The organism is Streptomyces siamensis, assembly GCF_039543605.1.
Classification (GTDB): domain Bacteria; phylum Actinomycetota; class Actinomycetes; order Streptomycetales; family Streptomycetaceae; genus Streptomyces; species Streptomyces siamensis.
Genome location: NZ_BAABKB010000010.1, coordinates 108,318 through 121,655 on the forward strand (window position 1 = coordinate 108,318; position 13,338 = coordinate 121,655).

Here is a 13,338-nt window from a genome sequence, read left to right on the forward strand (position 1 = left end):
GTGCCCGACGACGCACGAGCACGACGGCGGAACGCGACCGGGGCCGGCCTCCTGCTGGCCCTGGTCTGCACGGCCGTGCTGCTCACCGCCCTCCCGAACCGCGACCGGGAGGGCGGCGGCACGTGCGCGCCCCGCACACCGCGGTCCTGGAGCGCGGACACCGCGCTCACGGGCGAGTTCGCCCGGTACGGGGACGACCCGACACGCACCGACGACTGGACCGGCGGCGACGGCACCCATTCGGTGCGGCTGCCCGACGGGCGGGTGCTGTGGCTCTTCTCGGACACCTACCTCGGCCAGGTGCACGGGCCTCCGAACCCCGTCGGCGAGTCGTACGCCTGGCGCGACACGAACACTCCGCTCGTACGCAACTCCGCCGTCGTGATGTCCCGCGGCGGACGGCTGCGGACGACCCTGCCGGCCCCGGTCTTCCCCGACCCGGCGCCGCAGCAGTGGCGCTGGCCGGTCGCCGCCCGTGTGGAGCCCCGCTCCCCCGGCTCCGCGGACCGGGTCGTCCGCGTCCTGCTGTGGACCCGCACGGCCGGTCAGGCGCCCTGGATCTACGGCGTGCCGACCGCCACCGAGGTCGCCACGCTCTCGCTGCCGGATCTGCGCCTGGAGGGCATCACCACCGTCCTGGACCAGCGTGCGGTCGCCGACGCCTCCCGGCGGGTGCTGTTCGGCACCTCGGCACTCGACGCGGGCGAGTGGACGTACGTCTTCGGCGGCGACGACGGGCAGGCCGCCGCACGCCCGATCTCGCGGGCCTACGTCGCGCGGGTGCCGCGCGGCCGCCTCGCGGAGCCGGGCGCCTGGGAGTACTGGGACGGCTCGGCCTGGACGGTACGGGGACGCCCGGCGCCGGTCCTCGGGGACGGGCGGCGCACGGGGGTGGGCAGCGCGTTCACGGTGCTGCGCGACGGCGGCACGTACGTCCTGTTCACCATGGCGGCCGGGGCCGCGGGGCTGACGACGATCACGTCGTACTGGGCGTGTTCGCCGACCGGCCCCTGGCACGGGCCCGTCCGGGGCTTCAGCCCCGCGCTCCCCCGCGGTGACGTGGCCGCGTACAACCCGCAGGTCCATCCGGAGCTGGGCGACGGCGACCGGATCGTGCTCAGCTACGACGTGAACTGGCTGACCTCGGCGGGGGCCACCGCGCAGGCGAACATCAGCCGGAACGTGTCCCTGTACCGACCGCGATTCGTGACGCTCCGGCTGACCGGCGCGGGGGCGTAGCGGCCTCGGGGTCGCGGGCCCGGCGTTTGGCGATCACCGCGCACACCATGAGCTGCATCTGATGGAAGAGCATCAGCGGCAGCACGGCCAGCGAGGCGTGCGCGCCGAAGAGCACGCCGGCCATGGGGAGTCCGGAGGCGAGCGACTTCTTCGACCCGGCGAACTGGATCGCGATCCTGTCCTCCCGGCCGAAGCGGAGCGCCTTCGTGCCGTACCAGGTGAGCGTGAGCATCACGGCGAGCAGCACGGCCTCCACGAGCAGCAGTCCCGCCAGCCGCACGGGGCTCACCTGGTGCCAGATGCCCTGCACCATGCCCTCGCTGAACGCGGTGTAGACGACGAGCAGGATCGATCCGCGGTCGACGTATCCGAGCACCTTCTTGTGCCGGGTGATGAACCCGCCGATCCAGCGGCGCAGCACCTGCCCCGCGAGGAACGGCACCAGCAGTTGCAGCACGATCTTGACGAGCGAGTCGGTGGAGAACCCGCCGCCGCTGTTGCCGAGCAGGGCCGCGGCGAGCAGCGGGGTGATGACGATGCCCGCCAGCGAGGAGAAGGATCCCGCGCAGATCGCGGCGGGCACGTTGCCGCGCGCGATGGAGGTGAACGCGATCGACGACTGGATGGTCGACGGCACCAGGGTGAGGAAGAGCAGTCCGGTGTAGAGGTCGTGCGTCAGGAACACCGGCTCCAGCCCGCGGGCGGCCAGGCCGAGCAGCGGGAAGACGACGAAGGTGCAGGCCAGGACCGTGCCGTGGAGCCGCCAGTGCTTGAGCCCCTCCAGCGCCTCACGGGTCGACAGACGCGCCCCGTAGAGGAAGAAGAGGAAGGCGATGGCGGCCGTGGACGCGCCCGACGCGACGTCGGCGGCCGTACCCCGCGCGGGGAGGAGGGCCGCGAGGCCCACCGTCCCCAGCAACAGCAGGATGTACGGGTCGATCGGCAGCCGGCTCGGCCACTTCAGGCGTTTCACGGTGCTCCACTGCTCGGTTCTGTACGTAGGTCGTGTCGGTCGCACGAGGTCGAGTCGTGCCCTCTCCATCGTCCTCTCCCGGACCGCGATCGGGAATCCGTCATACCGTTCTGACTGTCATCACGATTCGCGATAACGTGGCGCCGTGTACGACCCCTCCCAGCTGCGTACGTTCCTGGCGGTGGCCCAGACGCTCAGCTTCACGCAGGCCGCCCGTCGGCTCGGCCTGCGGCAGTCCACGGTCAGCCAGCACGTGCGCCGCCTGGAGGACGCCGCCGGACGCCAGCTGTTCTCCCGCGACACGCACTCCGTGGAGCTCACGGAGGACGGCGAGGCGATGCTCGGCTTCGCCCGCCGGATCCTGGCCGTGCACGAGCAGGCCTCGGCCTTCTTCACCGGGACCCGGCTGCGTGGCAGGCTGCGGTTCGGCGCCTCCGAGGACTTCGTCCTCACCCGGCTCCCGGAGATCCTGGAGGGCTTCCGGTACGACCATCCCGAGGTGGACCTGGAGCTGACGGTCGAACTGTCGGGCACGCTCCACGAGCAACTCGCCGCGGGCAAGCTCGACCTGGTGCTGGCGAAGCGACGGCCCGAGGACCCACGCGGCGAACTCGTCTGGCACGACGGACTGGTGTGGATCGGTGCCGAGCGGCTGCGTCTCGACCCCGACCGGCCCGTCCCGCTGATCGTGTACCCGCCGCCGGGCATCACCCGCGCGCTGGCCCTGGAGGCCCTGGAGCGCCAGGGACGCCCCTGGCGGATCGCCTGCACCAGCGGCAGCCTCAACGGCCTGATCGCGGCGGCCCGCGCGGGCCTCGGCGTGATGGCGCACTCCCGGGGGCTGATCCCGCCGGGCCTGGTCCGCGTACCGGAACGGGCGGGGCTGCCTGAGCTCGGCGAGGTCGACTTCGTGCTGGTGCACGGGCGGCGGCGCACGTCCGCGCAGGGCGCCGCCGACGCGCTGGCGGCGGCGATCCTGGCCGGCGGCGACCGGCTGCACCGCGGACGGCGCGTGTGACACGGCCGCCCGGCCGCGGTCAGAGCGCCTTCGCGTAGGTGAGCTGCTTGACCCGGCGCAGGAACGGCGTCGTCTCGACGTACTGGACGCCGTCGAGACGGCCGATGCCCTCGCTGAGATAGCCGTAGAGGCCGGCCGTGTCGCGGGTGACGGCGGTGACGACGATGTTGGAGGGCCCCGCGGTCGCGGAGGCGAAGGCGACCTCGTCGTGGGTGGCGAGGGCCTCTCCGACGGACTGCAGGGCCGCGGGGGCCGCCGTGATCCACAGGCAGGCGGCGAGGGGGTGGCCGAGCAGCTCGGAGTGGTACTCGATGTCGATGTACACGGCTCCGGAGGCGAGCAGTCCGGCCAGGCGGCGCTTGACCGCGGACTCCGACCGGCCGGTGGCCCGCTGGAGCTCGGGGTAGGTCGCGCGCCCGTCCCGCTCCAGGGCGGCGACCAGCGGCTCGTCCTCGGGGTGGATCAGGACGGTGCCGGCCGTGCCGTCGGCCTCGGGCACGTCGCGGCGCAGCGCGGCGATCTGGTCGTCCGCCAGTACGGCGAACTTGCCGAGCCAGCCGTTGGGGCCGCCGTAGAAGCGGTGGAGCAGTTGGTGGGCGCGGATCTCCATGATGCTCGGGGTGCGCGGCAGTTTCCCGAGCAGCAGGTCGTCGTGGTCACCGGGGCTGCGCGGACGCGTCATGCAGACGACCTCGGTGCCGCCCGAGGCGAGCCCGATCCACGCCGTGTCGGGGCGCTTGGCCAGCGCGTCGGCGATGGCGTGCGCGCTGTCGGGGGCGCAGCGCAGCCGCAGCATCCAGTGGTCCTGGCCGAGCCGCTGGGCGTCGCGGACGGCGACGACGCGCAGCCCGCCCTCCGCGCACAGCCTCCGGTAGCGCCGTGCGACGGTCTGGTCGGAGACGCCGAGCACCTCGGCGATGCGGCTGAACGGCGCCCTGCCGTTGACCTCCAGCGCGGCGAGCAGCCGCAGGTCGAGCTCGTCGCCGGCGTGGGATTCCATCTCTGCGAGGCCTTCCTCCGTCGGATTCCGTCGATCCGATGCCCGCGACGACCGCGATCATCCGCCCGGAGCTCATCGTACGGAGGCATACGCATCCGTGGCACGAGGAGTTGAGGACATGCGTACATGGGGGCCGCTCACGGCGATATGCCTGGGCACGTTCATGTTGCTGCTGGACGTGACGATCGCCGTCGTCGCGCTGCCGGACATGGCGCGGGCGCTGGACGCGTCGCTGAGCGATCTGCAATGGGTGATCGACGGGTACGCGCTCGCACTTGCCGCGCTGCTGCTGGGAGTCGGGGCGGCGGCCGACATCCTCGGAAGGCGCCGGGTGCACGTGGCGGGCGTCGTGCTCTTCGCGGTGGCGTCGCTGCTGTGCGGGCTGGCGTCGGGGCCGGGGATGCTGGTGGCCGCGCGCGGTCTGCAGGGTGTGGGCGCGGCGGCGATGTTCGCGACGACGCTGCCGCTGCTCGGCTCCGTCTACCGGGGGCGGCAGCGGTCGGCGGCGCTCGGCGTGTGGGGCGCGGTCAGCGGCGGCGCCGCGGCGGTCGGGCCGGTGCTGGGCGGTCTGCTCACCGAGGGGCCCGGCTGGCGCTGGATCTTCTTCGTGAACCTGCCGGTCAGCGTGGCGTCGGTGTGGCTGACGCTGCGCGTGGTGCCGGAGTCGCGCGGTCCGCGCGGGATGCGCATCGACTGGGCGGGCACGGCGGCGTTCGCGTGCTTCGCCGGAGCGACGACGTACGGGGTGGTGCGGGCCTGTTCCGACGGCTGGACGGCGGCGGTCACCACGGGTTCGTTCGCCGTCGCGGCGCTGGCCGCCGTCGGGTTCGTCCTCGTCGAGCAGCGAGCGGCTCACCCGCTGCTCGACCTGTCCCTGCTGCGCAAGCCCTCGTTCGTGGGAGTGATGGCGGGTGCGCTCGCCTTCAACGGGGTGGCGTTCGGGGTCGTCCCGTACCTGTCGATCTGGATGCAGACGGTGCTGGACATGAGTCCGGTGCGCGGCGGGCTCACGCTGCTGCCCATGACGGGCGCGTCCGTGGTGGTCGCGATCCTCGCGGGCAAACTGCTGCACGGGGTTCCGGCCCGGCTGACGATCGGCGGCGGGCTGCTGCTGGTCGGCTCGGGCGCGATCTGCCAGGCCGTCCTGGACGCGGGCAGCGCGTGGACGGCACTGGTGCCGGGTCTGGTGCTGGTGGGCACCGGCACCGGCTTCGTCTCCCCCGCGATCGCGGGCGCGGCGCTCGCGGCGGTGCCGCCCGAGCGGGCGGGCATGGCGGGCGGCGCGGTCAACACGGTCCGGCAGCTCGGCTACGCCCTCGGCGTCGCGGTCTTCGGCACGGTCCTGACGTCCCGGATGCGGGACACGCTGCCGCACGACGCGGCGCACACGCTCGCGGGCGGCGGCGCGGGAGCCCTGCGCGGCGCGTACCCCGAGCACACGCTGCGGGCGGCCTTCGCCGCCGGACTCGACACGGCGTCGGTGGCCGCGGGAGTGACGGGAATGGCCGCCGGAGCGCTGGTACTGATGCTGGTGCGGACACCGCGCCCCGTGGCGGTTCCGGTCGAGGCACCGGGCGAGACGGTGGCGGCACCGCGCGGGTGACACGGGCGGTGCGGTGACGGCGCCGCGCGGTGTCATCCGGCTGGGACGGGGGCTGTTTCCGGGGCGGTCGCCCCGGAAACAGCCCCCGTCCCGCGGTCGACGGCCATCCCATCCGCCGCACCCCGCACAGCCCGCTGCCCGCTGCCCGCTGCCCGCTGCCCGCTGCCCGCTGCCAACGACGGGGCCCTGCCCGGAAGTACGCGGCAGGAACCGGCCGGGCTGCTCCGGGCGCACGGCCGCGCGAGTCGGCCGGCCCCGCGCGGCCGCACGACCCGGCCGACTCCGCACGCACGCGGCACGGGCAGCCGGTCCTGGGCCGCGCTGAGGCAGAGGGGCAGTTCGCACAGGATGGAGGCAGGGCTTCCGGATCTTCGGGCAGCGGATCCGTCGAGGACTCACCCCTACGGAACCGGATGCTCCACATCCGGTTTACAAGTCGCCGTCCACCGTAATCGGGTCGTACAGATTCCGTGGAGATTGCGGGCCAGAAACTTACGGAACCGTAAGGGATTCTGTCCGGCCCTTCCCCTTGTGAGGGCATTTCCGCGGCTGACCTGTGCGTTCGCCGGGACGGCCGGTGGTTCGAGCCCTCTCCCGCCCGGCGGCCGGGTGGGGTAGCTTTCACGGCGCTGTGCGGAGCGCCACAAGGAGCGGGATTGCGCGAGTTCACCAACCCCCCATTGGCGTCGGCGCCGCCGGTGGGCGGCCTGGCTGACGTCGTCTTCGACCATGCCCAGGAGGACCCTCTCCACGTCGCACTCGGACGCAAGGACGACCAGGGTCAGTGGCGCGACGTCACGTCCGCGGAGTTCCGCGACGAGGTGCTCGCGCTCGCCAAGGGCCTGCTGGCCCACGGCATCCGCTTCGGCGACCGGGTCGCGATCATGTGCCGCACCCGGTACGAGTGGACGCTCTTCGACTTCGCGCTGTGGACGATCGGCGCCCAGGTCGTGCCCGTCTACCCCACCTCCTCCGCCGAGCAGGTCTTCTGGATGCTGCACGACGCCCAGGTGTCGGCGATCATGGTGGAGCACGAGGACCACGCGATGACCGTCGCGACGGTCGTGGACCGGCTCCCGCAGCTGCACCAGCTCTGGCAGCTCGACGTGGGCGCGGTCCAGGAGCTGTACGAGGCGGGCGCGCACATCGACGACGAGGTGGTCCACCGGCACCGCCGGGCGGTCACACCGGAGTCGATCGCGACGATCATCTACACCTCGGGCACCACCGGGCGTCCCAAGGGCTGCGTCCTATCCCACTCGAACTTCATGTTCGAGGCGGACACGGTCATCGAACGCTGGGAGCCCGTCTTCCACTCCAAGCGCGGCGACCAGGCGGCCACCCTGCTGTTCCTGCCGCTCGCGCACGTCTTCGGGCGCATGGTGCAGGTCGCCGCGTTCCGCGGGAAGGTCAAGTTCGGCCACCAGCCGCAGCTGAACGCGGCCGCCCTGCTGCCCGACCTGGCCGCCTTCCGGCCGACGTTCTTCCTCGCCGTCCCGTACATCTTCGAGAAGGTCTTCAACGCCGCCCGCCGCAAGGCCGAGAAGGAAGGCAAGTCGGGGCCGTTCGAGAAGGCCGTCGAGGTGGCGGTGCGCTACGCCGACGCGATGGAGGCGAAGGCGTGGGGCATCGGCCCCGGGCCGTCCGCGAGTCTGCGGATGCAGCACCAGCTCTTCGACAAGCTCGTCTACTCCAAGGTGCGGGCCGCGATGGGCGGGCGGGTCAAGCACGCCATGTCGGGCGGCTCGGCGATGGACCGGCGGCTCGGACTGTTCTTCGCGGGCGCCGGCGTGTTCATCTACGAGGGATACGGGCTCACCGAGTCCACGGCCGCCGCGACGGCCAACCCGCCCGAGCGCACCCGGTTCGGCACCGTCGGGCAGGCGATCCCCGGCACGACGGTGCACATCGCCGACGACGGCGAGATCTGGCTGCACGGCGGCAACGTCTTCCAGGGATACCTGAACGACCCCAAGGCCACCGACGCCACCCTGCACGACGGCTGGCTCGCCACCGGCGACCTGGGCTCGCTCGACGAGGACGGCTACCTCACCATCACCGGGCGCAAGAAGGAGATCCTCGTGACCTCCGGCGGCAAGAGCGTCTCGCCGGGGATCCTGGAGGAGCGGGTGCGCGACCACCCGCTGGTCGCGCAGTGCATCGTCGTCGGCAACGACAAGCCGTACATCGCCGCGCTGGTCACTCTCGACTCGGAGGCCGTCGAGCACTGGCTCGGGATGCGCGGAAAGCCGCAGTTGTCGCCCGCCGAGCTGGTGCGCGATCCCGACCTGGAGACCGAGGTGCGGCGCGCGGTGGTCGCCGCGAACACGCTGGTCTCCCAGGCGGAGTCCATCCGGACGTTCCGGATACTGGCCCACCAGTTCACCGAGGAGCACGGGCTGCTGACGCCGTCGCTGAAGCTGAAGCGGAAGGCGATCGAGAAGGCGTACTCGACCGAGGTCGAGGCCCTGTACCAGGCGTAGACCGATCCCCCGGCGGGCCGCGACCTCGTACCGGCGAGGCCTGGGCCCTTGCGCGCCCCTGCCCGGGAGGGCGTCCGTCGCACACCCTCTCCTTTCTGACGGTTCGTCATTTGCGGATGCGTCAGATATTGACGGTCCGTCAGATTCCACGGACACTTTCGGTCATTCCCAGGAGGGGGACCGACCGTGTCGCGACCGATCCGCACCATGACCGTCGCCGTGGCCGCACTGCTGCTCGCCACCGCCTGCAACTCGGCCGCCGGCGGCGGGAGCTCGGACAAGGCGGGCGGTTCCGTCCGCGGGGTGACCGCGGACTCCGTCAAGGTCGGCGGGATCGTCTCGATGACGACCGCCACCGGGTACTCGAAGAAGGACACCGACCTCGGGGCGAAGGCCCGCTTCGACCGCGCGAACGCCGAGGGCGGAGTCAACGGCCGCACCATCGACTACCTCGGGGCCGAGGACGACGGACAGGACCCGGCCAAGAACCTCGCCGCGGCACGCAAACTCGTCCAGCAGGACAAGGTGTTCGCCGTCGCTCCGATGAGTTCGACGACCTTCTCCGGAGCGGACTTCCTCCAGAAGGAGAAGGTCCCCACCTTCGGCTGGGGCACCCTGCCCTCCTTCTGCGGGCCGACCTACATCTACGGCTTCGGCGGCTGCATGGTGCCGATGCCCGGCGGCACCATCTCGCAGACCTGGCCGGAGGGGCTCAAGCAGGTCACGGGCGGCGCGCGGGGCAAGTCGGTGGCGATCCTGGCCAACGACAGCGACGCCGGCACCTTCGCCATCCGCACCTACCGGCAGAGTTTCGCGTCGGCCGGCTACAAGGTCACCTTCGCTAAGTCGTCCGTGCCCGCCGGGGCCGTGCCGAGCGACTGGTCGGCGTACACGAAGGAGATCCTGCGCAGCGACGGCGGCAAGGCCCCCGACGCGGTGGTGTCCGTGATGCAGACCCCGTACAACATCGGCCTGTTCACGGCTCTCAAACGGACCGGGTACGACGGGGTGCTCACCGATCCGACGGACTACGACCCCTCTCTGCTCGCCAAGAGCGCCACGAAGCAGGCGCTCGACGGGGTGCACATCCTGCTGTCCTTCCAGCCGTTCGAACAGGACACGCCGGCGATGGCCCGGTTCAAGGAGGACATCAGGAAGGCGGCGGGCAAGGACGTCCCGCTCAACATGCACATGATGACCGGCTACATGTCGGCCGACCTCTTCCTGGCCATCGCGGAGAAGGCGGGCAAGAACCTGACGGTGGCCTCCTTCCAAAAGGCCGCGAACTCCTTCTCGGACACCGGCACCATGGTCGGCGACCGGGCCGAACCCAGAGGCCGCAAGGAGTCGTTCGGCTGCGGGGCCCTGGTCCAGCTGAAGGACGGCCGGTACGTCGTGTCAGCGCCCTTCAAGTGCTACGCGCCCATCCCCTTCAAGTAGCCGACGCAGAGGGGGGTTGGGAATGTCCGACCTGCTGGGGTTCGTCCTGAGCGGGCTGGTCTCCGGGGCGCTCTACGCACTGCTGGCCACGGGACTCGTCCTGTCGTACTCGGCTTCGGGGCTGTTCAACTTCGCGCACGGCGCCACCGCGTACCTGTGTGCGCTCACCTTCCACGAACTGCACTCCGGATTCGGCTGGCCGGCCGTGCCCACGGCCCTGCTGCTGGTGTGCGTCCTCGCCCCCGCGCTGGGCTGGGGCCTGGACCGGCTGATGTTCCGCAAGCTGGCCAGGGTCGGCGAGACCGCCCAGATCGTCGCCACCATCGGACTGTTGGTGGCTCTGCCCGCCCTCGGTCTGTGGATCGTCGAACTCCTGGCGGACGCGGGCGTGTCCGTCGCGCCCGCGGAGAACCAGTTCGGGCTTCCCGGAGTCGGCCCCAGCCCCGCGAAGTCCTGGCAGCCGGTCGACGGAGTCGGTGTCGACTCGGACCAGTTGATCACCTGGGTGACGACCGCGGCGGTCGCCGTCGGCCTGTGGGTCCTCATGCGGCACACCTCGCTCGGCCTGCGGCTCCGCGCGACGGTGGACAACCGCTCGCTCGTCGAACTGCGCGGCATGAGCGCCGACCGGTTGTCGTCGGTCGCGTGGATGCTGTCCTCCGCGCTCGCCGGACTCGCCGGCGTCCTCGCCACCCCCCTGCTCGGCCTGTCCGCCCACGACTTCACCCTCTTCCTCTTCGTCTCGGCCACCGCCGCGGTCCTCGGCCGCTTCGCCTCCGTGCCGCTCGCCTTCGCGGGCGGCCTGGGCCTCGGCGTCCTGCAGAACCTGGTCGCCGGATACGCGTCCTTCGCCGACGGCATCACGGGATTCCGCACGGCCGTCCCGTTCCTGATCCTCTTCGCCGGGCTGCTGGTGCTGACCCGGCGGCAGCGGACGGCGGGCACCGCCGCCGCCGACGCGCCGCCCGCCGACTATCTCGCGGGCCGCTCGTGGGCGCGGCGCTGGGGCCCGTGGACCGTCGCCGGGATCCTGCTCGCCGTCTCCTTCTACACGGTCACCACCCCGTTCTGGAGCGGCCTTCTCGCCCAGGGCCTCGCCCTCTCCCTGGTGTTCGTGTCCTTCACGGTGGTGACCGGGCTCGGTGCGATGGTGTCCCTGGCGCAGGCCACGTTCGTGACCGGGGCGGCGCTCGTGGCGGGCCTGCTGATGAGCCACGGTTGGCCGTTCGCGGCGGCCCTCGCCGCGGGGACCTGTGCCGCCGCCGTCCTCGGCGCCCTGGTGGCCCTGCCCGCGCTGCGCCTCGGCGGACGTGCGCTCGCCCTCGCGACGCTGGCGCTGGCCTTCCTCGCCGACCAGGTCCTCTTCCAGACGGGTCTACTGCGCAACGGCGACACGGGGTGGGCGGTTCCCCGACCGGTCGTCGGCCCGGTGGACCTCGGCGACGACCGGGCGATGGGGGTGGCGATGACCGCGCTCGTCGCCCTGGCCGTCGCCGGGCTCAGCGCACTGCGTCACTCGCCGTCGGGGCGCGCGATGCTGGCCGTGCGCTCGGCGCCCGCGGCGGCCATGGCCTCGGGCGTGTCGGTGATCCGCACCAAGCTCCTGCTGTTCACCCTGTCGGCCGGGATCGCCGGGTTCGGCGGAGTGCTGTACGCGTCGTACAGCACCCGCGTCACGGCGACCGACTTCACCGCGATGACCGGACTGATCTGGCTCGCGGTCGTCGTGGCGGCGGGCGTCCGGCGCCCCCAGTTCGCCGTCGTCGCCGGGCTCGTCTACGTCGTCGTACCGCATCTGCTGGCGGACCACGTCACCGAGTCGGCACAGCTGCCGGTGGTCCTGTTCGGTCTGGCGGGTCTGGCGCTCGCCAACGACCCGGACGGGTACGCGGCGGCCGTGTCCACCCGTCTCCACCGCAGGCGCACGGCCGCGGCACCCCCCACTCCGGCCGGGTCCGCTTCTCCCCCGTCGCCCGGTGCCGTGCTCGAACTGCGCGACGTCCGGGCCGGATACGAGGGCGCCGCCGTCCTGCACGGCGTCGACCTCGCGGTGCGCCCCGGCGAGATCCTCGTCCTGCTCGGCCCCAACGGTGCCGGGAAGAGCACCACGTGCGGCGTCGCCGCCGGACTGCTGACACCGTTCACCGGCTGGGTGTACGTGGCCGGGGTCGAGGTGACGCGGGAACGGGCCCTGGGACGGTCGCGGGCCGGGGTGCTGCTGGCGCCCGAGGGACGCGGGATCTTTCCGTCGCTCACCGTCGAGGAGAACCTCGCGCTGCACCTGACGGCGAAGGAGGCACGCGAGGCCGTGTACACGCGCTTCCCCGCCCTCGCCGCGCGCCGCGGCGTCGGCGCCGGTTCCCTCTCCGGCGGTGAGCAGCAACTGCTCGCCCTCGCACCGCTGCTGCAGAATCCGCCGCAGGTGCTGATCGCGGACGAGCCCTCGCTCGGACTCGCCCCGCGCCTGGTCGCCGAGGTGTTCCGGCTGCTGACCGAACTGAAGGAGCGGGGCACCGCGGTCCTGCTGGTCGAGGAGAAGGCCTCCGAGGTCCTCGACGTCGCCGACACGGTCGCCCATCTGAGCCAGGGGCGGGTGACCTGGTGCGGTCCGCGCGAGAAGGTGCGGGCCGACCGTCTCACCGAGGCCTACCTCGGGGCCGCCGCACCGGAGGCCGGCAGGACGCCCCCGACCGACGCCGAGGAGGTGCCCCGGACATGAACGCCCCGGTACTCGAAGCGGTCGGCATCGGCGTCCGCTACGGCGGTGTCCGCGCGGTCGACGACGTCGGCCTCACCCTGCGGCCCGGTGAGATCTGCGGGCTCATCGGGCCCAACGGCGCCGGGAAGACCACGCTCTTCGACGCGCTGTCCGGGATCCGCCGCCCCCACGCGGGGCGCATCCTGCTCGACGGAGCGGACATCACACGCCGGTCGCCGGTCTGGCGGGCCCGTCACGGCGTGCGCCGCACCTTCCAGCGACAGCAGCTCTTCGGCCGGCTCACCGTGGCCGACAACCTTCTGGTGGCGCAGGAGTGGCACGGCGGGGGCGGTGGCCTGGCGGCCGATCTGCTCGCGGCGCCGACGCGCCGCAGATACGAGATGGCCCGCCGGGAGCGCGCTGCGGCCGTCCTGCACGAGTGCGGGCTCGACGACGTCGGCGCGGTGTACGCGGGCACTCTCCCGGTGGGCCGGGCCCGGATGGTCGAGCTGGCGCGTGCGATCGTGGAGCCGCCCCGGGTGCTGCTGCTGGACGAGCCCACCAGCGGGATGACCGCCGGCGGGGAGGACCAGCCGCCGGACGGCGGGCGTCCGGCGGACGGCACCGGTCGGCCGGTGCCGGACGTGCGACTTCTGACGTCGGTGGTCCGCCGACTCGCGGAGGAGGGCGCGGCCGTCCTCCTCGTCGAGCACGACGTCGGTTTCGTCATGGATCTCTGCTCCCGTGTCGTCGTGCTCGACCTCGGGCGGGTGCTCGCCGAGGGTACGGCCGCCGAGGTGCGCGCCGACCCGAGGGTCCGGGACGCGTACCTCGGCACCGCGACCACGCACTGACCTCCCGTCACCGGACGTTCCTCGCACGGA

Annotated in this window: 9 protein-coding genes; 7 read left to right on the forward strand and 2 right to left on the reverse strand. The window is 72.5% G+C overall.

The window, feature by feature from the left end; translation table 11 throughout:
• Window positions 1-1,239: a DUF4185 domain-containing protein gene (locus ABEB03_RS17040; protein WP_345649002.1), complete on the forward strand. Its 1,239-nt coding sequence runs from the start codon at window positions 1-3 to the stop codon at window positions 1,237-1,239.
• Here ABEB03_RS17040 and ABEB03_RS17045 read toward each other — a convergent pair.
• Window positions 1,172-2,212 (reverse strand): bile acid:sodium symporter family protein, encoded by a 1,041-nt coding sequence (locus ABEB03_RS17045; protein ID WP_345649006.1) that lies wholly within the window; start codon window positions 2,210-2,212, stop codon window positions 1,172-1,174. The two genes, ABEB03_RS17040 and ABEB03_RS17045, sit on opposite strands and share 68 nt — an antisense overlap.
• A 145-nt stretch (window positions 2,213-2,357) precedes the next feature.
• On the opposite strand from ABEB03_RS17045, the gene ABEB03_RS17050 reads away from it, so the two are divergent.
• Complete coding sequence (locus tag ABEB03_RS17050; RefSeq protein ID WP_345649009.1) at window positions 2,358-3,230, forward strand: LysR substrate-binding domain-containing protein; 873 nt, start codon at window positions 2,358-2,360, stop codon at window positions 3,228-3,230.
• 19 nt (window positions 3,231-3,249) lie between these two features.
• On the opposite strand, the gene ABEB03_RS17055 is transcribed toward ABEB03_RS17050, so the two are convergent.
• Window positions 3,250-4,230, reverse strand: a complete 981-nt coding sequence (locus tag ABEB03_RS17055) for an Lrp/AsnC family transcriptional regulator (protein WP_345649012.1) — start codon at window positions 4,228-4,230, stop codon at window positions 3,250-3,252.
• Between the two features lie 118 nt (window positions 4,231-4,348).
• On the opposite strand from ABEB03_RS17055, the gene ABEB03_RS17060 reads away from it, so the two are divergent.
• The 5 genes from ABEB03_RS17060 to ABEB03_RS17080 all read left to right on the forward strand — a co-directional run bounded on the left by ABEB03_RS17060 (window position 4,349) and on the right by ABEB03_RS17080 (window position 13,308).
• Window positions 4,349-5,833, forward strand: a complete 1,485-nt coding sequence (locus ABEB03_RS17060) for an MFS transporter (RefSeq protein ID WP_345649015.1) — start codon at window positions 4,349-4,351, stop codon at window positions 5,831-5,833.
• 656 nt (window positions 5,834-6,489) lie between these two features.
• The gene (locus ABEB03_RS17065) at window positions 6,490-8,316 is read left to right on the forward strand and encodes an AMP-dependent synthetase/ligase (protein ID WP_345649018.1); all 1,827 of its coding nucleotides are present in this window, start codon (window positions 6,490-6,492) and stop codon (window positions 8,314-8,316) included.
• 186 nt (window positions 8,317-8,502) lie between these two features.
• Complete coding sequence (locus ABEB03_RS17070; protein ID WP_345649021.1) at window positions 8,503-9,756, forward strand: ABC transporter substrate-binding protein; 1,254 nt, start codon at window positions 8,503-8,505, stop codon at window positions 9,754-9,756.
• Between the two features lie 22 nt (window positions 9,757-9,778).
• On the forward strand, window positions 9,779-12,475 hold the full coding sequence (locus ABEB03_RS17075) for an ABC transporter permease subunit (RefSeq protein WP_345649024.1): 2,697 nt from the start codon (window positions 9,779-9,781) through the stop codon (window positions 12,473-12,475).
• Window positions 12,472-13,308 (forward strand): ABC transporter ATP-binding protein, encoded by an 837-nt coding sequence (locus ABEB03_RS17080; protein WP_345649027.1) that lies wholly within the window; start codon window positions 12,472-12,474, stop codon window positions 13,306-13,308. The genes ABEB03_RS17075 and ABEB03_RS17080 overlap by 4 nt, the downstream gene beginning before the upstream one ends.
• Window positions 13,309-13,338 lie beyond the last annotated feature (30 nt).